A 24,062-nucleotide genomic window follows, 5' to 3' on the forward strand; every position below is an offset into this window, starting at 1 on the left:
ATTACTTAAGGTTAATGGCCTTCATTTTATTATAGAGGGTTTTGCGGTCGATATTCAGGATTTCGGCAGCCTTGGTTTTATTGAAGTTAACTTCCCTTAATACCCGTATAATCGTCTCATATTCGGCCTCCAGAGCGGCGTTTTTAAGATCGTGACGGGGCTCTTTAACCTCCGGCACCTCTGCCGCGTGCGGCGCGGGTTGATGGTGCTGATGTTGATGCTGTGGGTAATGATTTGGTGCCTCGTACGATAATTTATAGGTCGACATTTCAAGCGGCAATGCCTTAAGGGTGATCTCATTACCTTCGGCCAAAAGTGCAGCACGGCGGATCACGTTTTTAAGCTCACGGATGTTGCCCTGCCAGCGGTAATTCATAAAGCAGTCCACAACCTCCTGCGAAAACGATTCCACGCTACGCCCGAGTTCCTGATTGGCTATTTTTAAAAAGTGCTCTGCCAGTAAAATGATGTCGTGCCCGCGCTCACGCAATGGCGGCATGTAAATGCTGAACTCGTTAAAGCGGTGATAAAGATCCTCGCGGAAACGGCCCTTTTGGATGCCCTCCTGCAGGTTTTCGTTGGTGGCAATTATAATGCGCACATCAAGCTCAATCTCTTTGGTGCTGCCTATTCTTTTAACCTTACGTTCCTGTACCGTGCGAAGCAATGCTGCCTGGATCTCGTACGAAAGGTTGCCTACCTCATCTAAAAATAAAGTACCACCGTTAGCCATTTCAAAGTGGCCAATTTTGGTATATAAAGCGCCGGTAAATGAACCTTTTTCGTGACCAAAAAACTCGCTTGCCGCAAGCTCTTTGGTTAACGAACCGCAGTCCATAGCTATAAATGGCTGGTTATGGCGCGGACTATTGAGGTGGATGCTTTTTGCAACCGATTCTTTACCGGTTCCGCTTTCGCCTAAAATAATAACGCTGTAATTGGTTGGCGCTACCAGTTCAATCTGGCGCGCAAGCTCTTTTGATGCGCGACTGGTGCCGGTAACAAACTCAGCAGCAAAAACAGTTTTTTTAACCGTATTGGTCTTTGTTTTTTCGGGTACAATAGCTGCCTGTGCTTCATCATCAACCTCAACCAGGGCATAGTGGGTTTCAAAGGCCTTATTAATAGTATTTAATATTTCGTCGGGATATAGTGGCTTGGTGATATAATCGTAAGCCCCCATCTTAATAAGCTCAACAGCCATCTTAATGTCTGAATAGCCGGTGATGATAATAACCCCCGTTTTAGGATACTGGATTTTAATGTTACGAAGCATTTCGCGCCCGTCGGTATCTTCGAGCCTGAAATCGCAAAGTACAAGTTGATATTCACCGTTTTTCAACGCCTCCATACCCCCCATACCACTTGATGCAGTACTAACGTCAAACCCATTTCGCGTTAAAAACTTCGATAGCAATAACGCAACATTAACTTCATCATCAATGATGAGGATCCTCTTCATATTCAGCAATTATTGTTGGCGGTAAATGTCTTATTAAGTGTCAAAATACAAACAATGTGCTAATTTATACGATTTATTTAATTATAAGGGTTCATATCAACTAAAAAACAATAAAAAAAGGGGAGCCCGAATGAGCTCCCCTTTTTTTATTGTTAAGGTATTTGTAGGGCCATATATTAAAAGCCGTACGCTACACGTAAACCTATAAAGTTCACTTTGCTTTGATCAACACCTGTTGCATATTTGGTAGTTGCTTCATAGCGGATACCTGCATCAATAAAGCTGCTTGCACTTACAGGGAACTGAACACCAATTTGTGGAGCATAAACAAATGCAGTTGATTTATTGGCACCAACGTCAGATTTGTTTAACAAAAATGCTGCACCTGCTTCACCTTGTACATAGAAGTTGCTGATAGGAAAGTATTTCAAACCTGCTTTAACCGGGATCAATTGAAAGTTGGGTACATCAAGGCCTTGTACACCACCGATATCTTTTTTACCGAATACATTATTGTAACCTGCGTTAACAGTAACGAATAACTGGTTTGAAACAACCGGAATGTCTGCCTGTACCGAACCGCCTAAATTCCATTTGTAGTTGTCTTTGAAATTGCCAACAGGTAAACCAGCTTCAACGCCTATGCTATAACGGATGCCACTTTTGGTTGTAGTTGATGTTGTAGAAGGGGTAGTAGGTGTAGATGTTTGTGCTTTTGCACCAAATGCTAAGCCTGCGAATGCAAGGGCTAATGCTGAAACTTTGAATAAATTTTTCATAACTATTGTTGTGTTTTTTATATATGTTGTTTTAAACACACAGCAAATTAACAACAGAAATCAGATGCGATTTTTCATCCAAAAGTCATGAGTATTTAATCGATTGATTGATAGTAATTTATTTTTTGACCCTATTGGTAATTTGGTCAGGGCAGTGTAAAATGGGCTTGTAATTGCTGTTTTTCTGTCAAAATTAACATTGTCTTAACATGGGTTTTTGAGCTCAAAAATGATGAATTCTGCGTGAAATTGCAGAAAATGGCGAAAAGCCTTTTAAACATGGAGTTGAGATGGATGATTAAACGGTGTGTTTGTGTTAAGATGCGGTTATCATTCAACCAGGTCATTTCTTGCATTCGTTTGCAACCATACCGTGTACCCATATCTTTTAATTATTATGATGAATTAAAAGAAGATGTCATTTCGACAAACCGGTTGGGGGAATGTGCGGATGTGGAGAGGAGAAATCTTATGCATCCTGCTCTAAATCATGTAAAGCTGCTATGCCGGGCGTATAAGATTTCTCTTTCGCTCCTATGCTTAGGCCTGCCCGCTCAATCGAAATGACATTTTTATTCAAAATTTATGGGTACACCGGTAGTGCAAACGAGCGCAAGTTTAGTAACTCGGGCAGGAGCACACCTGAATTTGCTAAAGCTGGTTCAATTGCTCTTGATTTAGAGGCTTACAGGGCATTTTGGTTAAAGAGCGATAGTTTGCGCATACACGAAACAAAAAGGGCCTAAGCAAACGCTTAGGCCCTTTTATTGTCAAATAATAGCGTATACTATTCTTTAGTTTCCAATGCGGCAGCAGCCGGTTCATCAAGAAACCATTCTACTTCGCCGGAGATGGAATCAATAAGCTGAGCAGGATACAATTCAATATCCTCGTCATCCTCCAGTATGTGTTTTACGGCTTCGGCTTTACCAGCTCCGTAAACTAAGAACGCGATTTGGGCAGCGTCGTTAATAAGCGGTGCGTTGAGGGTAATACGCCATACCTGCTGATCTTCCAGCCATACTTCTTTTACGCCGGGTACACGGTCATGCAGCACCGGAGTATAAGGGAATAATGATGCAGTGTGCGAATTATCGCCCAGCCCTAATAATACCAGGTCGAAACTCGCTTCGCCATCATCAAAAAATGCTGAAATAACTTCCCAGTATTTGGCGGCAGCTTCGGCCGGGCCAAATGATGTTTCAACCGGGAAAATTTGTGCCGGGCTTATCAGCAGGGGCTCAAACAGGGCCTTTTTAGCCATCAGGTAATTGCTGTCTTTATGGTCATGAGGCACGTTGCGCTCATCGCCAAAAAAGAAGAAAACCTTTTCCCAGTTCACCTGGTCGGCATAAGTTGTAGAAGCCAACAGCTCATACAACTTTTTAGGTGAGCTACCGCCCGAAAGCGCAACACTAAACTTGCCGTTTTTGTTAATTGCTTCGGTAGCCAGTGTAACAAAATGATCGGCCAGTGCGGTTAAAACCTCTCCCTCTGTTTTATAGATATTCAGTTTCATCAGCTTTTATTTTTTACCGTTTACGGGTAAGGTAAACCAGTTATAGCCATCGCGGGCAATTAAAGCTTCAGCAGCCTCAGGGCCCCATGAATCGGCCGAATAGTTAGGGAAATTCAGGCTCTTTTTGCTTTGCCATGTATTCAGGATAGGCATTACCAGTTCCCATGCAGCTTCAACCTGGTCGCCGCGCATGAATAGCGTCTGATCGCCCATCATCGTATCCAATATCAGTGTTTCATAAGCCTCAGGAGCCTGGTTGGTATAAGTACCTTTATAGTCAAACACCATATCAACGGCGTTTAACACCATATCAATACCCGGGCGTTTAGCCTGAACCTGCAAACGGATGCTCATCTCTGGCTGAATGCTGATGATCAACCTGTTTTGCTGCCAGCTTTCGGTGGCTTCGGCAGGGAAGATCTGGTGTGGAACATCCTTAAACTGGATGGTAATAACCGATGACGACTGGTGCAGCCTTTTGCCTGTACGCAGGTAAAAAGGAACACCCTGCCAGCGCCAGTTATCAATGAAGAACTTAATGGCGGCAAAGGTTTCTGTATTTGATTCCGGATTTACCTTTGGCTCTTCGCGGTAGCCCGGTACTTCTTTACCTTTCATCCATCCGCTGCCGTACTGGCCCCTAACTGTCGAGTTTCGTACGTCCTCGGCAGTAAACTTGCGCATGGCTTTCAGCACATCAACTTTACGGTCGCGCACTTCATCGGCACTAAAGCTGATTGGTGGTTCCATGGCAATGTGGCAAAGCAATTGCAGCAGGTGATTCTGGATCATATCGCGCATCGCGCCCGAGCCGTCGTAGTAATCGCCGCGCTCTTCAACGCCTAACTGCTCGGTAACTGAAATCTGTACGTGTTCAATATGGTTACGGTTCCATAGCGGCTCCATAATGGAGTTGGCAAAACGAAAAGCCATGATGTTCTGAACAGTTTCTTTACCCAGGTAGTGGTCAATGCGGTAGATCTGGCACTCGTCGAAAATGCTCTTTAATAAAGCATTCAGGTCTTTTGCTGTTTCCAGGTCATGACCAAATGGTTTCTCGATGATGATCCTTACACGTTTTTTATCATCGGCCAATTTAGCTTTTGATATGTTTGATGCAATGATCGGGAAGAAATTAGGCGCTACTGCAAGGTAAAATAACACATTGGCCTTGGTTTTCCATTCGGCGTTGTGTTTTTCAATGCGTTTGCCAAACTCTTTGTATGTTTCAAAATCGGTAGCGTCAGATACCTGGTAATAAACGTTTTTTACAAATTCGGCCCATTGTTTATCATCCGTTTTACCGCTGCGCGAAAACTGGTTGATATCCTTATACAGGTTTTCTCTGAATTGCTCGTCAGTAAGCTTGGTACGACCGGTACCTATAATGGAAAATTGTTTTGGCATCCATCCATCTAAATATAGATTATACAGGGCCGGCGCAATTTTCCGGGAGTTTAAATCTCCCGTTCCACCAAAAATGATAAATATGGTAGGGTCTGATTTAGCTGTTGTGCTCATTGTTGTGTTTTAATTAATAGCGTTAATTAATCGTTTGCAGGAGCCCATTGTGTATGGAAAGTACCTTCTTTGCCAATAAGCTCGTAAGTATGCGCGCCAAAATAGTCGCGTTGAGCCTGGGTTAAGTTTGAAGGCATCCTTTCGCTGCGGAAAGCATCGAAATAGCTTAATGCCGAAGCATAACCCGGAGCAGCAACACCGGCAGCAATAGTAGCCGATAATACTTTCCTGATGCCCGGTAAAGTACCGGCAACCAATGCCTGGATATCGCTGTCAAGCAACAGGTGAGGTAATTGCTGATCTTTGCTGTAAGCATTGTAAATATCATTCAAAAACTCTGAACGGATGATACAGCCGCCTCTCCAGATCTTGGCAATTTCGCCTAAATGAAGGTCATATTTATACTCTTCAGATGCTTTGGTAAGCAGGTGCATACCCTGAGCGTAAGTAACGATGCTGGTGAAATAGAAAGCCTGCTCTAAAGCAACCAATAACTCTTCTTTATCGCCTTTCAGGTCGATAGGATCATTATAAAGCGTTGAAGCTTTTTCGCGCAGCGATTTGTATTTTGACAGATCGCGCATTGATACCGATGTATCGATGGTTGGGATTGGGGTTACCAAATCCATAGCCACCTGCGAGGTCCATTTACCGGTACCTTTAGCCTTAGCTTCGTCTTTAATATCATCTAACAATAAATGATCGGTACCCGGAGCTTTGTATTTGAAAATATCTTTGGTGATATCTAACAGGAATGACTGTAAACGGCCTTCGTTCCATTTTGTGAACAAATCGCCTATTTCGTCATTACCTAACTTTAAGCCTTTTTTCAGGATCTCATAAGTTTCGGCAATTACCTGCATGATACCGTACTCGATGCCGTTGTGTACCATTTTAACAAAGTGACCTGATGCGCCAGGGCCAATGTAAGTAACACAAGGCTCGCCGTTAACTTTAGCGGCAATAGCTTCAAAAATAGGTTTCATTACAGCGTAAGCATCCTTATCGCCACCCGGCATCATGCTTGGGCCACGACGAGCACCTTCTTCACCACCTGATACACCCATGCCAAAGAAATGCAGGCCTTTAGCTTCCAGTTCTTCAACACGACGGTTGGTATCAGTAAAGTGCGAGTTACCGCCATCAATCAGTATATCGCCTTTTTCCAACAACGGGGTTAATTCCTCAATTACAGCGTCAACAATTTTACCGGCAGGCACCAGCATCATGATAGCCCTTGGCGTGGTTAAGCTTTGAATAAATTCCTTAACATCTGAAAAGCCTTTGGCTTCCCTGTCGCCAGCTTCCTGGTTCAATGAATCTACTTTACCGGTATCTTTATCGTGTCCGGCAACCGCGAAGCCATGATCGGCCATGTTCAGCAGCAGGCTGCGACCCATAACACCCAGGCCTATCATGCCAAAAGCGTATTTGTTTTCTGTTGCGCTCATTTTTTGAGGTTTTCTTTTTTAAGAGTTTCTAAAATTTTCTTAGTGCTTTCAAGGCTGGTATGCTGAAACGAACGGATACCCAGTTTTTGCGCGGTATCAACAAACATTTTCCTATCGTCGAAATAAACGCATTGCTGCGGCGATGCCTGGGCTATGCCCATGGCTAACTGCCAGATACCCGGATCGGGTTTGCGCATTTTTACTTCGCATGATGATACAAAGGCATCAAAACATTCATGCAGCTTAAACTTGCGTACCCGGTAATCGTTCAGTTCCTTACCCTCGTTGTTCACTGATATAATACGGAAGCCGCAATCTTTTTTCCACTCTTTAAGGAATTGCAGCATTGGCAATTCAACAGAGGTAGAATAGATAAAATCCTTAAAATCTTCGCGTACAAAATCTCTCGGGTGGTTAAATATCACCGTATCAAGATATTCATCAAGCGTGATGCTGCCAATTTCATATACGTTGAAAATAAAATTGTGCAGGGCGTTAACCTCATCATAGTCGAGGTTAAACCTTTTAGCCGCTTCTTCGCGGGCTTCGTGTCCCCATCCGTTCGACAGCAAAATGCCGCCCACGTCAAAAAAAAGGATCTTCAGATCAGCAACTTCCATAGATGTAGTATTTTTTAGCCGGAAGTCTTTAGTCTTAAGTTCGAAGTCAAAAAAATATTCCGACTACGAACTCACGACTTTCGACTTAAGACTACGAACTTGATTACTTGTTTTTTTGTGCTTCGATAGCGTTCAACAGCTTTTCAAACGGCTTGTTGAATTTCTCGATACCTTCATCCTCTAATTGCTGGGTTACAGCAGCAAGGTCAATACCTAAAGACGGTAGTTTAGCTAAGATCTCGGTAGCTTTATCTAAACCGGTTTCTAAAGTGTTTGCAGCAATACCGTGATCACGGAAAGCGTCAACAGTTTCCAACGGAACGGTATCAACAGTATCCGGGCCAATTAATGCCTCAACATATTTGGTATCTTTAAATGCAGGGTTTTTGCTGCCGGTACTTGCCCATAGCAAACGCTGTGGTTGTGCGCCCTGGTCGGCAAGTTTTTGCCATCTTTCGCCACTGAATACCCTTTTGTAAATTTCGTAAGCTTTTTTAGCTGATGCGATTGCGACCTCACCATACAGCTCTTTTTCGCCTTTTGCTTCGATAATCGGATCCACAACAACATCAATACGGCTCAGGAAGAAGCTGGCTACTGATGAAATGTGGGCAATTTTATGACCTGCAGCTAAATGCTCTTCCAAACCTGCGATGTAAGCTTCGGTTACTTCTTCGTAACGTTCTAAACCAAACAGCAGGGTAACGTTAATGTTGATACCTTTTGCAATTGATTGTTGAATAGCTGCCAAACCTGGTTTAGTGCCAGGGATTTTGATCATTACGTTTTCGCGGTCAACTTTTTTCCAAAGTTCTTCGGCTTGTTTAGCAGTACCTTCGGTATCTAAAGCCAAAAACGGAGAAACTTCAAGGCTTACGTAACCATCAACTTTGTTTGATTCTTCGTAAACACCTTTAAACAGGTCGGCAGCGGCCTGGATATCTTTAACAGCTATTTCAAAAAACAGCTTTTCGTTGTCGCTTTCAGATTTAAGTGCAGCGATATCAGCATCATAATCAGAACTGCTGCTGATAGCCTTTTCAAAAATTGCAGGGTTTGAAGTAACGCCGCGTACGCCGTCAACGTCAATTAATTCTTTAAGTTTTCCTGATGAAATGATCTCACGGTCAATAAAATCAAGCCAGATACTCTGACCAAAACCATGTATCTGCGCTACGTTATTAGTTGCCATAATAGGGTTTGTTTTTGTGTTTGTTAATTATTTTGTTAAAAGCGCGATGAAGGTAGTAAAAATTGCTACCAAATCGGTCTGTTATGTAAAGTTCTTAATAACAATGCCAGTAATTGTAAGATTTATATCATAGTTTGTTAACATACTATTGCTAAGTCGGAAGTTCTAAGTCTTAAGTCGAAAGTCTTATTCTTTCCCGACTTCGGACTTGCGACTCCTGACTTAAGACTTAATTATTCGAGGCCATGATAATGTTCACATCAAAGCCGATAAAAAGCCCGCTCTCAATTACACCTGTTATCGATTTAATATCCTTCTCAAAACTTTTACCGATCTCAGCAAACTTGGCATCCAGTACCAGGTTGCCGTTTTCTGAAATTATCGGGCCGTCTTTACCTTTTGCCGGACGGATGGTTAATTCGGTAGCTCCCAGGCTTTTTAGTTCTTTTTCCACATAAGGCAGTGCTTGCGGGAAAACCTCAATAGGCACCGGAAATTTGGAACCTAACTTATCAACCATCTTCGACTCATCAACTATGATATAGCTAACCGCGCTTGAGCTGATGAGTAACTTTTCTTTGAACATGGCCCCTCCCCGCCCTTTGATCAGGCTTTTGTCGGGGTCAACCTCATCGGCACCGTCAAACAGCCAGTCGGGTTTATATTCATAAAGCGTTGTTACAGGCAAACCCAGCTTGGCACAAAACATAGAAAGCTCAACCGAAGTAGGGATAGCCTTTACATTCAGTTTTTCATCTTTTACCCTTTGGGCAATAGCCACCAGGGCCAGGTATGATGTTGAGCCTGAGCCAACACCTATAATATCGCCATCCTTCACTTTTGCTGCAATTTCGGCAGCTACCTTTTGTTTGCCTTCGATGTTGATGATCTTATCGGCCCACTCCAGGTTAATTATCAGGTTGCTGTTCCAGTTCATTTTTATTTAGATGTGAGATATGAGATTTGAGACGTGAGATTAAGATAGAGGATCAGCATCGAAGCTTTTCCCAATCTCAAATCTCACATCTAATATCTCAAATCTATAACAGAGCTTTTGCTTTTTTAACTACGTTATCTACAGTAAAGCCGAAGTGTTTGTACAGGTCTTCGGCAGGGGCTGATTCACCAAAGGTGGTCATGCCCAGCATGTCGCCTTCGTCGGTGGTGTATTTATGCCAGCCCATTGGCGATGCCATTTCAACGGCCAAACGTTTTCTGCTTGCTTTAGGGAATACCGACTCTTTGTAAGCCGCGTCCTGTTTTTCAAACAGCTCCCATGATGGCATACTTACCACGCGGGTTGAAATACCTTCTGCTTCTAATTTTTCCTGAGCTTGCATGATCAGCGCAACTTCTGAGCCTGTTGCGATAAGGATCAGATCTGGTCCTTTGCTGCCTTCAGAAAGGATATAAGCACCTTTCTCCAGGTTTTCGGCTTTACCGTATTTATCCTGGTCAAGGATAGGTAAGCCCTGACGGGTGAAGATCAATACGGTTGGGCCGCCTTTTTTCTCGATAGCAACACGCCATGCATGTGCACTTTCGTTAGCATCTGCCGGGCGGATCACGGTTAAGTTTGGTATCGAACGTAAAGAAGCCAGTTGCTCAACGGGCTGGTGGGTAGTACCATCCTCGCCTAAACCGATACTGTCATGTGTATAAACAAAAATCGGGTTTATTTTCATGATGGCGGCCAGGCGGATTGGCGGGCGCATATATTCAGAGAACATCAGGAAGGTAGCACCGAAAGGCAGCAAGCCTTTGGTTAAAGCCATACCATTCAATGCCGAACCCATAGCATGCTCGCGGATACCGAAGTGGAAGTTGCGGCCTGCACGGTTTTCTGATGTAAATGAATCGTACTCTTTCAGGTTGGTTTCAGTTGATGGGGCAAGATCGGCCGCACCGCCAATCAGGTTTGGCAATGCCGGGGCGATAGCGTTCAACACTTTGCCTGACGCCTGGCGGGTTGCCATTTTAGGATCAGAGCCTTTAAATACAGGCAATTTTTCTTTCCATCCGGCAGGAAGTTCGCCTTTAGCGGCAGCTTCATATTCGGCAGCTAATTCGGGGAACTTTGCTTTATAGTCGGCAAATAACTTGTTCCATTTTTCTTCAACTGCAGCACCACGGGCACCTTTGGTATGGTAGTAATCCAACACCTCGTCAGGTACGTTAAATGATTTATCAGGATCAAAGCCGAAAAATTGTTTTACCAGTTTAATTTCGTCGGCGCCAAGCGGTGAACCGTGTGAACCTGCAGTACCTGATTTGTTAGGGCTGCCATAAGCAATCAGCGAACGAACGCGGATAAATGATGGTTTTTGAGTTTCTGCCTTAGCGTTGATCAAAGCCAGTTCAAGCGCGTGAGTATCATTAACATCGGTAAGGTCCTGAACATGCCAGCCGTATGCACGGAAACGGGCGCTTACATCTTCATTGAAAGCGATATCGGTGCTGCCTTCAATGGAGATGTGGTTATCATCATATAAATAGATGAGGTTGCCTAATTGCAGGTGACCAGCCAGCGAAGCTGCTTCTGAAGTTACGCCTTCCATCAAATCGCCATCGCTGCAGATGGTATAAATATTGTAGTTGAACAGCTCAAAACCTGGCTTGTTGTAGCGTGCAGCCAAATGTTTTTGCGCGATAGCGAAACCCACAGCATTGGCAAAACCCTGTCCCAGCGGACCGGTAGTTACCTCTATGCCGGGAGCCAAACCATATTCCGGGTGACCGGCGGTTTTGCTGTTCAGCTGACGGAACTGTTTAATATCATCTAATGAAAGATCATAGCCCATTAAATACAAAAAGTTATATTGTAAAATACAAGCGTGACCAGCCGAAAGGATAAACCTATCGCGGTTTGCCCAATCAGGGTTTTTAGGGTTATAGTTCAAGAACTTTGTCCATAAAACGTGGCCCATTGGTGCCAGCGCCATTGCTGTACCCGGGTGGCCTGAATTTGCTTTTTGCACGGCATCGGCTGCCAATACCCTTACGGTATCTATCGCCAATTTTTCTATGTCTTTTTGGTTTTCCATTTTGTTATCAGGTATTGTAGTTAGTGTTAGTTTTCTGTTTACTCGGTAGGTGTTGCAAGTTTGCGTTTGGTTTTGCTTTCTTCTTCATCGCGCCAAAGCCTTGCTCCTCCTTTTATACCATCGGCATTGGTAACTATTTTCATGTTTTTATCAAGCTTAAAGTCAAGCTTGTCTGAATTGCCGCCGCCAATATATAAAGTATCATAGTTAAATACGGTTTTCAGTATTTTGAAAACCTTCTTCATGCGCTTGTTCCATTTCTCTTTGCCTTCTTTATCTAAAGCCCTGTCTCCTATGTAGTCATCATAATCAATACCCTCTTTTATGGGCAGATGGGATAATTCAAAATGCGGCAATAAATGACCGTCCATTAACAAAGCGGTACCGAAACCGGTACCCAGGGTTACTACCATTTCAAGGCCTTTGCCGGCAACTACGCCAAGGCCCTGCATGTCGGCATCGTTTACCACCTGTGCTGGTTTGCCCAATGCTTTTTCAAGTTTTTTGCTTAAGTCAACATCGGCCCAAAAATCGGTACCCAGGTTTGGCGCGGTTTTAACAACCCCGTTTTTTACATAACCCGGAAAGCCAACCGATATTTTATCATAAGCCGGAAAATCCTTTACAAGGGTGTTGATAGCTTTTATAATGTTTTCGGGATTTGCAGGAGCAGGAGTAGGTATTTTATCGTACTCCATTTTTAAATCCCCTTTTCTATTCAGGATAGTGGCTTTAATGTGTGAACCACCGATATCGATTGAGAGAACCCTTAGCTGGGATGGTGTTTTTTTCATTTAGCGTAATTTATTTAGCTGGTTAGCAATTTGGTGAAACCCTTAGTCCCCAGCGCATAAATATCACATTTTAATAATATCAAATTGTTAAATAATGTGATAAAATCAATTTATCCCTCTATGAGCAACAAAGGTAAAGTTAGCGTTGCTTTTATTTACCAATTTAATTTTTAAAAGTATTTTACTTATGCGTGGCAAAAACAATGTAATTAAGGTAAAATGTTAATAACCGTGTTATTTTTTTCAGATGATTAAACTGTTATTACCTGTTTTAAGCGTAAAAGTTTTCCCTTTCCACACAAAAATGCCCGATGTGCTTTTTGGAAGGGTAATATTGATGTTCCATTTTCCTTTTTCAAACACATATTTGGCATAAAGTTTTCCGTTAGGATGCGGCACTTCGCCGCTGATATTTTTGATCTGCCCCAAATGCGGTTCAATTTTTATTTGGCTGAAGCCCGGGGCATAACTATCCACACCTAAAATAGTGCGGTAAAACTCGATATTGGGACTGGCTCCCCATGCATGGCAATCAGAACGGTTATGGTCAAGGTCGGAGATCTCGGCCCAGGTGGTTAAGCCCATTTTGATATTATCGCGCCAGATGTTGAGCCAGTTTAAATAGTCATCGCCCAATCCTCCTTTTACCATAGCCTGATGCAGGTAATATTTAAAGTAGATGGTGCATTTGGTAAGCGTACTATCATTCAATAGTTTTAAGCTGATATCATGAGCAGTTGCGTTGTTTACCATGCCTGTCAATACCGCTATAGAATTGGTATGCTGGGAGAATAGTTGCTTATCCTCGGTATCGGCGTAAAGCTTTTTGCCCGCATCCCAGTATTTGTTTTGGATGGCGGTTTTTAACTGTGCCGCTTTGGCTTTATACATTGCCGCAAATACCGGCATCCCCATTTTTCCTTCCATTTCGGCAGCCTGCTGATAGGCCCACATTAACTGCATATCTAATATGGCCGATGTGCCTTTGGCGCTTTTTGGTGCCTGGCCAAAATCCCAGCCTTTATCGCTCACCCAGTCAACAAACGTCCAGTAAGGGGTATCTTTCAATGAGCCATCAGCCTGTTGGTATTTGCTGAAAAAGTTAAGCACATCGCGCATGCCGGACAGCTTATTTTTTATAAATGAGCTGTCGGGCCGGTACATCCAGTAATCGTGCAGCATGCCTATATACCATAACGAAAAGGTAGAAATGATTTGCGGTGAGAACGAAGGGTGGCGGCTCAGTGTAATCCCCTCGGCTAACCGCGAATGGTCCATCTGGTTGATGGCATTGCGCACAAGGCGGTCGTCACCACTATTATAAAAGGATACCAGTGCCTGGATGCGGGTATCTCCAACATATTGCAACTGTTCGTAATACGGGCAATCGGTATAGGTTTCACCGGCGCAAAGGCGGGCGGTTCGCCAGCCTATATCCAGCATTTGCTGCATTTCGGGATTGGGCGTTTCCAGTTTGGCATTCAGTTTAAAGGGATAGCCGGTAAACGTTCCGTAAATATCATCAATAACCAATGGTTCATCTTTGGTGGTTATTTTTACCTCGACATACCTGAAAGTGCGCCAGGTTAAAGTGGTAAATGAATTACCCGTAGCACCATCAGAAACAATACTATCACGCCTGCCAACAAAGATTTTCCCGTCCACATCATTCCGGTTTCCTTTGACCGTGCCTTCGGGGCCGGTCAAGGTTTTAAATAATGATTCGGTATAACTGATGCCGATACCTGCATTTTTACCCTTGCTAAAATTCAGAGTTAAAAATGCATTGGTTAAATACGTTTGATCGAGCAGTAAAGTGGCCGATGTATTGGCTGGAATAGAGATCGCAGTTTTATTCGCAGGGAACGAGGTTGGGATTGTTACACCATCGGCCTTTCGTAAAACCGGGATCCTTTGATTGGTCATTTCCATGGCAGGGATTGACGATGGTACCAGCATCCATCCAAAAGCATTGGTTACACCTTTCGGGTTTCCATTATCAATGCGGATGGCGTTTTTCCAGCTACCGTCGTCAAGTCCGGCGGTATTCCAATCTTTTATGGATTGATTCAGATCTACCCTTTCGCCCGGACCTGCAACATAATAAGGATGCCAGCCGATACCTGTAATAGGTAAAAATGATTTATCCCGGATGCATTTCCAGGTTTTATTGGTGTTGATGATCTCTTCGGCAGGGGTATCACCCTGCATAATGAAACCGGTTTGTAATGAGATCTGCGCTTCGGGCCGGTAATCACCATCATTCCAAACCACAGCTGCAATGAGGTTTTTGCCTGCCTGAAGGTATGGTGCAAGATCAACCGTTTCGTAATTCCAGTAATAAGTATCGCCACGTGCCGGACCTAATGAAACCAGCGTTTGATTAACATAAAGTTTATAGCGGTTATCGGCTGATACATGAACAACAAAGGAAGCCGGTTTTGCGGCCAGGTCAACACTTTTCCTGAAATAATAAACCCCGTAGTCTTTTAGCGACTCATTAGGAGCTGTGATCCAGAAGGCTTTCCATTGGTATTTTAAGAGCCCCGGATTAATGGTTTGTGCATAAGCGGATGCTGAAATAAAAAGAAAAACGGCAATAAGGCTGTGCTTGAAAAATGCTTTCATGAATAGTGCGGTTTGTAGGTAATTGGCTTCACAGCTAAATTACAATTAAAGCAACACTAATTTATATGCAATATGCTTAATGGTTAAGAGCAAGGATATCGGTTTTAAAAGCTGTTGTAATAGGGGGCACCTAACGGAGCCAATTCTCTTTGATTTTAATTTCTACAAACATGCTACTCCTACGGAGTTTAAAAAGCATACGACTATAACTCCGTAGGAGTAACATGTTTATAGCAAGCAAGACGTATATGTATGGGATCCATAGGCGCCTCCTGTTTAAAAGCGACCCAAAACAGGCCCGATAGTGGATTATCTTATAATTCCGTTATCTTTATTTTTTACAAACCTAAAACTATGGATGTATTAGCCGTCTTTTTATTAGTGGTTATCATTATTATGATGCTGAACCACAAGGGCAGTTTAAACAATAAGATCAAGGAACTGGAATTTAGAATATTCGAACTAAGAGGTATTATTGAACAACTGAAAATAACCCGGCCCCCTGCTACCGAAGATATTAAAAAGACCGAAAGCCCAACACCGGTTATCACCCCGATTCCACCTGTAACGCCGGCTATACCTGTCATTGCTGAACCACCTGTTGAAGAACCGCAACCACCTGTTGAGGCTGAAATAAAACCACAACCTGTTACACCTCCGAAAATTGAAAGGCAACCCGAAGTTATTGAAGATAGCCGGTCAATTATCAATCGCCCTATAAAAACACGCGATTTTGAGCCGGCAAAGCAGGTTGAACCCAAACTATCATTCTTTGAGCGCCACCCCGATCTCGAAAAATTCATTGGCGAAAACCTGATCAATAAAATAGGTATAGCCATACTGGTACTGGCTATTGGCTTCTTTGTGAAATACGCTATTGATAACGATTGGATAGGATTGGTAGGCCGCGTAGGCATTGGTATAGTTTGCGGAGGTATTTTAATTGGTGTTGCGCATGCGCTCCGTAACAGTTATAAGGCGTTTAGCTCGGTATTAGTAGGTGGTGGCCTGGCTGTGTTTTATTTTACCATAACGCTGGCTTTTCAGCAGTTTCACCTGTTTAACCAAACAACAGCATTCATCATTTTAATTGTGATCACCATTTTTGCCGTAGTGCTCTCCTTATTATATGATAAGCAGGAGCTGGCGGTAATTGCCCTGGTTGGCGGCTTTGCCAGTCCCTTTATGGTAAGCAACGGCAGCGCCAACTATAATGGTCTATTTATTTACCTGCTGATATTAAATACCGGCCTGCTCATTATTGCTTATTACAAGGCATGGCGCGTGCTTAATATTGTGTCGTTTGGATTTACGGTAATTGTTTTTTCGACGGTGCTGTATACGCTTACTCCGGCTACCTATCATTTCGGTTTCATTTACGCCAGCATTTTTTACGCGCTTTACTTTGCTATCAACATAGCGAACAACGTAAGGGAGAACAAAAAATTCATCGCGTCCGATTTCAGCATCCTGCTTATCAATACCGGGCTGTATTTTGCTGCCGGCCTGTACCTGTTAACCATGATGCACGATGAGCAGTACCGCGGTTTGTTTTGTGTGAGTTTGGCTGTAGTGAACTTGGTGCTGTCATTCATCCTGTTCCGCAACCGAAAGGTGGATACCAATATCCTGTACCTGCTGATAGGCATTACGTTAACCTTTATTTCGCTGGCTGCACCTATTCAGTTGCATGGCAATAACATTACTATTTTCTGGGCTTCAGAAACGGTGTTGCTCTACTGGTTGTACCTGCGTTCGGGTATCCAGCTCATGAAATACACGTCCGTTTTTTTATGGATAGCCATGTTGTTAAGCCTTATTATGGACTTGTATCAAACCTATGGCAATTATAGCCAAAGCCTTACTGTAATAGCTAATAAAGGATTCATCACTACGGTATTTGCTGCCGCCAGTTCATTTTTACTTTCGGTATTGGTTAAAAGAGACGTTACTAAACAAGTGCATACCGAAGTTTTCACCGAGCAGCTTTTTGGGGTAGCAGCACTTGTACTCTTGTTTTTAAGTGGCCTGCTGGAGATCAACCACCAATTCCTGAACCATTACCCCGATACCGGGCTTAACATTTTATACGTAATGGTTTACACTCCGGTATTTGTATTTATCTATTACACGATATCCTCTAAAATAGAAGTCATCAATTTTGCCGGTGGCGTGAAGCTTACTATTCTGCTCATCTGCGTAATTGTTTACCTGGTACTTACACCGCAATACTATTCATTGCAGCATTTAATGCTCGAAGGCGGCAAACCATCAACCAGTCATTTTATGGCACATTGGATTGGTGCGATATTTACGGGCTTGCTATTTTACAGGGTGATCCGCCTGTGTCAGCAAAACATGGACGAAGGCCTGAAGAAAGTGTTCACCTGGTTATTGAGCGCCGGCGTTGTTTTATTTTTAAGCTTTGAGGTAAGCCTGATGAGCAACCTGCTATTCTACAGTAAAGCAAATTCTATCGATCAAATAGAAACTGTATATGTAAAAACAGGTTTGCCGGTATTATGGGGACTGCTCTCCTTTGCGCTGATGTGGCTGGGCATGAGGTACAAGCTGCGGGTAATGCGCGTGGCCTCGTTGACGCTGTTCTCGCTTACCTTATTAAAATTATTTTTGTTCGATATTAAGAACATCCCGGTTTGGGGTAAAATAGCTGCTTTCTTTTGTTTGGGGGTACTGCTCCTTATTGTAGCGTTTATGTACCAGCGAACAGCAAAAAAATCCATTACCGATGATGAAGCTAAGAAAAATGAATAGGCTAACACTTTTTATACTGCTGCTTTGCGGGGCAATATTACCGGCATCGGCGCAAAAAAACTTTAAATATAAAGCCGCGTTGCAACAGATTGACAGCACCGGCTTTTACCGTATTGGCTTACAGCCCGGTTTGGTGGCAAAAGCCAAGCCCAATCTGTCGGATATCCGCATTGCCGATGCAAAGGGCAACTTTGTGCCGTACATCCAGGCTGGCAGCCTGCCACAAAAAAGCCAGAAAAGCTTTGTTGTTTTCCCGGAGATAAGCAACACCCCAAAGACTGATACCAGTACTGTTTTCATTGTCGAAAATAAAACAGGACTGGTGCTCGACCGCCTGTGGATCCGTCTGCAAAATACTGCTGTAAAACGCAAGGTAAACCTGCTGGGCAGCGATGACCAGAGCCAGTGGTTTGCCATCCAGGAAGATATCCCGCTACAGGAAGCAGTACAAAACAGTGAGGGCACTTACCTGCAATCCTTATCCTTCCCCGCAAGTAACTATCGTTATTTAAAAATCCAGGTAAACGATAAAAATAAGAGCCCGGTTAAGTTTTTACAAGCCGGCATTTATACCGAGTATGCATCAGCAGCGCAAGGCTATACAGCTATCACACCTGTTAATGTTATCCGTGCCGACAGTAATAAAACCACCTACATTGATGTAAAGCTGAATGATAATTACCAGGTAAACAAACTGCACCTCAACATTAGTGCGCCGAGGTATTATAAACGTGGTGTTGCGGTTTACCAGTTTGTGAACAACGGCAAAGAATTGCTGAGCGAAGCCGAGCTGTCATCGGATAAAACCCCCAATCTGCTGGTAGCTGCTAAAACCAATCACTTGCTGATAGAGATAAGCAATGGCGATAACCAGCCGCTGAGCATTGGCGAGATCAAAGCCTGGCAATCCGAAGAATACCTGATCAGCTATTTGGAGGCTAAGCAAGGCTACCAGTTCCTGGTTGGAGATTCCCTGGCGCAGGCTCCCGAGTATGACCTTAAGTTTTTTGCTGATAGCATCAGGGAGAATACGCCGGTTATAAAACATGAAGCTGTTATTAAAAGCACAGACTATGCCGTAACTGCCAAACCGGCCGGGAAAGATTATACAGTGCTGATTTGGGTTGCAATTATTGTTTCATTAGGGTTGCTATTATTTTTGACTTTGAAGATGACTAAGGAGGTGAAGAAGAAGGAAGGGGAAAAATGAAATTGTAATTAAAAACCATGTCATTCACGTCCCATCAGGGTCTCTCGAAGAGGACCCTGATGTATACGCCACGTTGAACATCCCGGTAGATGTTTAGAAGGCGGAGAAACGCTATTAAAATAAAACCATGTCATTGCGCAGCGTGGCAATCTCGTAGCTATTCTATCGGATATGCAAAGCTGCTCTGCATTGGCTACGGGATTGCCGCGTCACCCCATCGCTCATTCCCTTGCTGTTCCTCGCAATGACTTTTGAGTTTGTTGCTCAAAAAAACAGCAAGGTTTTAAACATTTACTTGGTAAGAACCCGCGTATTCAATATCTGTTGAGTAGTTTGTTTACCTAAACTTTCATTCAATATCTTAATATACGTGTCGATATCTGTTAACGGCCAGTCTGTTCCAAATACGATATGATCTGTACCAATCTTTTCGATCTGTTTTTTGAGGGCGGTCAACGGGGCCCAGGCTACCCTGCCTTTGATAGGTTTGACGGGATCTTTATCTGAACCGAGCGGGAAAACGGCGCTGACATCGAGGTATAAATGAGGCGTTTTGCCGGAATGCAGATAAGCTGCAATTAGCGACAACGCTTTATCAGTTTGCCGGTCGTAGCCGCCCCAACCTGCCATGTGAGCGATAACCATCTTGGTGTTTCCTGCAAAAGGCAGTATTTGTTTTAATAAAATTTCGGTATTTGCTGCACCATCCCACTTTTGGCCATTGCGGAAATGAACGAGCAAAAGCAGGTGGTATTTATTAGCAACAGCAAATACGTTCTGCAATTGCTTAACCTGGGCTTTATCAAAAAGGTTAATCTTGCTATTAGCAAAATGAAGCTTGAGGCCGGTAAAACGTTTGGAGCCAGCGCAGCGTTCAATCTCGCCTATGGCATACGGCTTTAACGGATTAACGCTCATAAAGGCTTTTAACCTATCGGGATATCGTTCCGCTTGCACGACTATCCAGTTGTTTTGCTTTTTTACTTCTTCGTATTCGTTCTCCACGGGTGTTGCCGGCGAACCAAACCAGTAGGCATTTGATATGATCCAGGCCGAATAAAACTTTGCCCTGTCAAGTCGCTTAATAATGGTGTCAGCGTCAAAGCAAAGCGAATCCATCCTGGTAGCCTTCAGGTGGAAAGCCTTCATCATGCGGTATCCCAATTGCACTGTGGCTGAATCTTGCAGGTGAACGTGGTAATCCGTGTAATAATTGGGTTTTACCTGCGCCTTTAGTTTACCGGTCAATGTAAAGAAAAATATAAAGGCAATGGCCCGCGGCAAATGGAACTTCATTATGTTCAATATAGCAATTATATATGGTTGGACCTTAGTACTCCTGTTTAATCAAATTTTGCCCTTAACTCCTGTTTCTGTGGTCGCCGCAATCCGGAAATATTGAGTATTTGCTGTAGTTTGTTATGACAGGCATATACGGTATTTTACGTAGCATCTACAAATCATCCACATGATAATCCGTTGCATGACTTGCAATACCTTGCGCAAGCGCTAATGCCGAACGTTTGCGGTAGGCGTTTCTGGGCCAGGCAATTGTTGCTTCCCGGATCATACCTGCACCGGTGATCTTGATAGCTTTGAGACTGGGATGATTAAAGGCAGAAGAACCCATAAGCACAGTGGCCCACCTACCCGTGTCAACCAGTTGCAGGAGCATATGGATGTCATTAACTTCCATTTTAACGTTGGGTGTTACCTGGTGTTTTTGCAACACGCTATCAAGGTAATTGCGGATACTATAACCGGCTGAAGGCAATAACAAAGGAATTTCGCTAAGCTGCCTGAGATTTATCTGTTTCTTTTGGACCAGCGGGTGATCTGAATGAACGATAAGTGCGAGACAAGATGAAAAGATCCTTTCCGCTTGGATAGTAGCTGACTGTTGCTCTGGCATAAAAGAGAGCATCATATCCAGTTTACCCTGCTCTAACTGACCGAGCAGGTCATGCGTTGTACCAAAACCGATCTGCAATTTGATATTGGGGTATTTGGCACTGAAATCCAATACTGCCTTGGTTAGCAAATTAGTAAGCCCGTATGTAGTGCCAACGGTAAGGGTGCCACTTTGCAGGTTCATCAGGTCTTTAAGCATATCGCGCCCTTCTTCGGCATCCCTTACTGTTTTTTGCGCATATGGCAAAAAGGACTTACCAGCTTCAGTAAGGCGTACGCGCTTGGCCACCCGATCAAACAACGGTAACTGTAATTCATCTTCCAGCTGTTTAATTTGTTGTGATAGTGTGCTCTGGGTAATAAGCACAGCCGATGCCGCATCTGTAAAGTTTTGCAATTCAGCAGCTTTTATAAAATATTTCAGTTGGCGAAGTTCCATGATCTAAGATAACAATTGATTTTTTATAATCGCTTTTATCAATGAACTATATCTAAAAAATGAGTTTAGACGATTAAGTTTTATCCCTGAACTTTGATTTAACAAATTAAAACAACAAGATCATGGAAATTCAACAAACTCCCGAAAACGCTTTATCCCACTCTGTAGTTAAAGCCGCTATCAATGCTCCCATCGAAAAAGTAAATATTGCCGACTGGCTCTTCAACCTGCCCGATGCCGAATACCAAAAATGTTCCGTTAATCACATTGCCGCCGGCTTTACCCGTACCTATGATGGCCAGCCAATGTCTATCAACGTGGAAATGATAGGCGATGCGATGGTAATACAGCATTATGTAGCGACAGAATATCGCCCGGATTATTGCCGGATGCTATCAGTGTCTGACGTGTTTGGTAAAAGCGGCCGCAGTACTGTACAGGTACTTTGGGAGCTCAAAGCTACCGCTATTGATGCAGATACCTGCGAATATACCAACGAGATTCATGCCACTGCTACCCCCGAATTTTTAGCTTTTATTAAAGAGCATGGCGTTACTTTGGCGCAGGCCGCTGCCAGCCGCCAAGCTGCTTCAGACGTTCACAATCATGAAGAAACACCGCTTTTCGCCAAAAGCATCGAACTAAAGGCACTCACCGGAAAATACGGAATCTGATGAAAAGTAAACTAATCAGGCTGGCTTCCCTGCCGGTAGGAATACCGCAGGAGGCTAACTTCAATTTAGGGTTTGAAGAGTTGCCCGCTATTAAAGCTGGCGAATTGTTGCTCAAAACATTGTACATTTCTGTTGATCCCTACCTCCGGGCTAAAATGGCAGGAGGGCACAACCCGCCGCTTGTTGCCGGTGATGTCATGTATTCACGCGCGGTGGCGGAGGTTGTGGCCTCAGCTGCTGCGGACTTTAAACCAGGGGATAAAGTACTCGGTTTCCTGGAATGGCGCGATATTTTAATTCACAATGGCGAAGGGCTGACACGATTAGATGACAGCGGCCTTCCTTTGAGCAGCTATCTCAGCGTCCTGGGTTCTACAGGGCTTTCGGCCTACTTTGCGCTAACCGATATCGGCAAACCCAAACCCTGCGAAACACTGGTGGTTTCCGGCGCTGCCGGAGCCGTGGGCAGCATTGCCGGGCAAATAGGTAAATTAATGGGCTGCCGGGTAATCGGCATTGCCGGAAGTAACGAAAAAGTTGATTGGATGAAATCGCAGCTGAGCTTCGACGCTGGAATTAACTACAAAACCACTCCCGACACTGGGGCCGCGGTAGCCAGCCTATGTCCAGATGGTATAGATATCTATTTTGATAATGTAGGCGGAGCTATTTCAGATGCGGTGATTAACCGGATGAATGATTATGGGCGTGTAGTAGTTTGTGGTTCCATAGCTAATTACAATGATACAGCACCCGGGACCGGAATCCCGTTGCTTCCCCTTGTGGTATACAAAAAGCTGTTGGTACAGGGTTTTCTTATTGCGGATTATAAAGCCCGTTTTGCCGAAGGTATCGGAAGATTGCAACAATGGATAGCGGCGGGTCAATTACAATACGCCGAAACAATTATGGACGGTTTTGACAGGCTTCCTGAAGCTTTTATTGGTTTATTCGAGGGTAAAAACGAAGGCAAAATGATCGTACGGGTATAATCATCCTACCCAAGGCAAGTAGCAGAGCCGGACTTACGAAGTTTTGGAAACCTCGTAAGTTTTCACCAGCTCAATGGTCTTCAAATGGCTCTTCAACGACATTTGATGTGTTTGAAGCGCTTAATTTCTTACACTCAAAATATCATGCACAGCATGCCCCGGCTTTTCATATTGAAATTTGAAGCCGCTGTCCAATAGGCGCTTGGGCATTACCCAGCGGCTTTTTAATATCAGTTCGGTTTCGGTGCCGATCACCATAGCGCCAACTTCAAGCAACCATTGCGGAGCTGGTAAGCCAAATGGCGCGCCGTAAGCCTCGCGGATGGTCCGCATCATATAAGCATTTTTTGCGCTTTCTGGAGCGGTACAGTTAAATACACCACTTAGTTCGGGGTGATCAAGCAGCCATTGCGTACTGCGGGCTACGTCATGTTCGTGTACCCAGGCCATGTATTGTTGTCCATCGCCCTGTTTACCGCCGAGGCCAAACTTGACCAGGTTAAGCAACCGCGGAAAAACGCTGTCGCTCCGGCCTAACACAATGCCCATGCGCAGGGCAATTTTACGGGTATGGGGCGTATCGGTTTTAAAGAAAGTGCTTTCCCAGATCTGGCAAACATCGATAGAAAAGCCATAGCCTATTTCGCCGGTTTCCTCATCCTGCGGATGGTCTTCGGCGTGGCGATAAATGGTGGCAGAGGTTACGTTGATCCAAACTTTTGGCGGGTTAACCATTTTATTGATCACCTTGCCCAATAGTTCGGTAGGTACTACCCTTGAACGGATGATCCCCCTTTTATTTTTTTCGGTGTAACGGCAGTTCACATTTTTACCGCACAGGTTTATCAGCATATCGGCGCCCGCAAGGTGTACTGTCCAGCCGGCTTCGGTTTCGCCGTCCCAAACAGCGGTGTGCACGTTGCCATCTACCGGTTTTTGTTTGCGGGCAAGGATGATCACTTCATCTGCAAGGTCGCGATAATAATTGGCCAGCACTGTACCGAGGTAACCGTTACCACCGGCCAGTACAATTTTTTTATAGGGTTTCATG

Annotated in this window: 18 protein-coding genes; 4 read left to right on the top strand and 14 right to left on the bottom strand. The window is 44.0% G+C overall.

Annotated elements, in window-relative coordinates; all coding sequences use genetic code 11:
* Window position 1 precedes the first annotated feature (1 nt).
* The 11 genes from AC59JO_RS28170 to AC59JO_RS28220 all read right to left on the bottom strand — a co-directional run bounded on the left by AC59JO_RS28170 (window position 2) and on the right by AC59JO_RS28220 (window position 15,010).
* The gene (locus tag AC59JO_RS28170) at window positions 2-1,462 is read right to left on the bottom strand and encodes a sigma-54-dependent transcriptional regulator (protein ID WP_413670393.1); all 1,461 of its coding nucleotides are present in this window, start codon (window positions 1,460-1,462) and stop codon (window positions 2-4) included.
* A 176-nt stretch (window positions 1,463-1,638) separates the two neighbouring features.
* Window positions 1,639-2,241, bottom strand: a complete 603-nt coding sequence (locus AC59JO_RS28175; RefSeq protein ID WP_413670392.1) for an outer membrane beta-barrel protein — start codon at window positions 2,239-2,241, stop codon at window positions 1,639-1,641.
* Between the two features lie 787 nt (window positions 2,242-3,028).
* Window positions 3,029-3,760 (bottom strand): 6-phosphogluconolactonase, encoded by a 732-nt coding sequence (gene pgl / locus AC59JO_RS28180; protein ID WP_497309645.1) that lies wholly within the window; start codon window positions 3,758-3,760, stop codon window positions 3,029-3,031.
* Between the two features lie 6 nt (window positions 3,761-3,766).
* Window positions 3,767-5,281, bottom strand: coding sequence for a glucose-6-phosphate dehydrogenase (gene zwf / locus AC59JO_RS28185; protein ID WP_497309647.1), 1,515 nt, complete (start codon window positions 5,279-5,281; stop codon window positions 3,767-3,769).
* A 26-nt stretch (window positions 5,282-5,307) separates the two neighbouring features.
* Window positions 5,308-6,732 (bottom strand): NADP-dependent phosphogluconate dehydrogenase, encoded by a 1,425-nt coding sequence (gene gnd, locus AC59JO_RS28190; protein ID WP_091210035.1) that lies wholly within the window; start codon window positions 6,730-6,732, stop codon window positions 5,308-5,310.
* Window positions 6,729-7,352 (bottom strand): HAD family hydrolase, encoded by a 624-nt coding sequence (locus AC59JO_RS28195; protein ID WP_091210034.1) that lies wholly within the window; start codon window positions 7,350-7,352, stop codon window positions 6,729-6,731. The genes gnd and AC59JO_RS28195 overlap by 4 nt, the downstream gene beginning before the upstream one ends.
* Before the next feature lie 103 nt (window positions 7,353-7,455).
* Complete coding sequence (tal, locus tag AC59JO_RS28200) at window positions 7,456-8,544, bottom strand: transaldolase (protein WP_413670388.1); 1,089 nt, start codon at window positions 8,542-8,544, stop codon at window positions 7,456-7,458.
* A 229-nt stretch (window positions 8,545-8,773) separates the two neighbouring features.
* Entirely contained in the window at window positions 8,774-9,481 is a 708-nt protein-coding gene (gene rpiA / locus AC59JO_RS28205) for a ribose 5-phosphate isomerase A (RefSeq protein ID WP_413670387.1), read from the bottom strand.
* 103 nt (window positions 9,482-9,584) lie between these two features.
* Window positions 9,585-11,588: a transketolase gene (tkt, locus tag AC59JO_RS28210; RefSeq protein ID WP_413670386.1), complete on the bottom strand. Its 2,004-nt coding sequence runs from the start codon at window positions 11,586-11,588 to the stop codon at window positions 9,585-9,587.
* A 38-nt stretch (window positions 11,589-11,626) separates the two neighbouring features.
* Window positions 11,627-12,382, bottom strand: a complete 756-nt coding sequence (locus tag AC59JO_RS28215) for an ROK family protein (RefSeq protein WP_497309650.1) — start codon at window positions 12,380-12,382, stop codon at window positions 11,627-11,629.
* Window positions 12,383-12,625: 243 nt separating this feature from the next.
* Window positions 12,626-15,010 carry an alpha-L-rhamnosidase-related protein gene (locus AC59JO_RS28220; protein WP_497309652.1) on the bottom strand — a complete coding sequence of 795 codons (2,385 nt, stop codon included), beginning with the start codon at window positions 15,008-15,010 and terminating at the stop codon, window positions 12,626-12,628.
* A gap of 354 nt (window positions 15,011-15,364) precedes the next feature.
* On the opposite strand from AC59JO_RS28220, the gene AC59JO_RS28225 reads away from it, so the two are divergent.
* Both AC59JO_RS28225 and AC59JO_RS28230 read left to right on the top strand, forming a co-directional pair.
* The gene (locus AC59JO_RS28225) at window positions 15,365-17,785 is read left to right on the top strand and encodes a DUF2339 domain-containing protein (protein ID WP_497309654.1); all 2,421 of its coding nucleotides are present in this window, start codon (window positions 15,365-15,367) and stop codon (window positions 17,783-17,785) included.
* Window positions 17,778-18,995: a hypothetical protein gene (locus tag AC59JO_RS28230; RefSeq protein ID WP_497309656.1), complete on the top strand. Its 1,218-nt coding sequence runs from the start codon at window positions 17,778-17,780 to the stop codon at window positions 18,993-18,995. The genes AC59JO_RS28225 and AC59JO_RS28230 overlap by 8 nt, the downstream gene beginning before the upstream one ends.
* 291 nt (window positions 18,996-19,286) lie before the next feature.
* Here the strand turns inward: AC59JO_RS28230 and AC59JO_RS28235 are convergent, their stop codons facing one another.
* The gene (locus AC59JO_RS28235; RefSeq protein ID WP_497309658.1) at window positions 19,287-20,291 is read right to left on the bottom strand and encodes an amidohydrolase family protein; all 1,005 of its coding nucleotides are present in this window, start codon (window positions 20,289-20,291) and stop codon (window positions 19,287-19,289) included.
* 157 nt (window positions 20,292-20,448) lie between these two features.
* Window positions 20,449-21,345: a LysR substrate-binding domain-containing protein gene (locus AC59JO_RS28240; RefSeq protein ID WP_497309660.1), complete on the bottom strand. Its 897-nt coding sequence runs from the start codon at window positions 21,343-21,345 to the stop codon at window positions 20,449-20,451.
* Window positions 21,346-21,467: 122 nt separating this feature from the next.
* On the opposite strand from AC59JO_RS28240, the gene AC59JO_RS28245 reads away from it, so the two are divergent.
* Window positions 21,468-22,019, top strand: a complete 552-nt coding sequence (locus AC59JO_RS28245) for a hypothetical protein (RefSeq protein WP_497309662.1) — start codon at window positions 21,468-21,470, stop codon at window positions 22,017-22,019.
* Window positions 22,019-23,011, top strand: coding sequence for an NADP-dependent oxidoreductase (locus AC59JO_RS28250; RefSeq protein WP_497309664.1), 993 nt, complete (start codon window positions 22,019-22,021; stop codon window positions 23,009-23,011). Before AC59JO_RS28245 ends, AC59JO_RS28250 begins: the two co-directional genes overlap by 1 nt.
* Window positions 23,012-23,131: 120 nt before the next feature.
* Here AC59JO_RS28250 and AC59JO_RS28255 read toward each other — a convergent pair whose 3' ends face one another.
* Entirely contained in the window at window positions 23,132-24,061 is a 930-nt protein-coding gene (locus tag AC59JO_RS28255) for a TIGR01777 family oxidoreductase (RefSeq protein ID WP_497309666.1), read from the bottom strand.
* Window position 24,062 lies beyond the last annotated feature (1 nt).

It is taken from the genome of Mucilaginibacter sp. A5337, assembly GCF_059690695.1.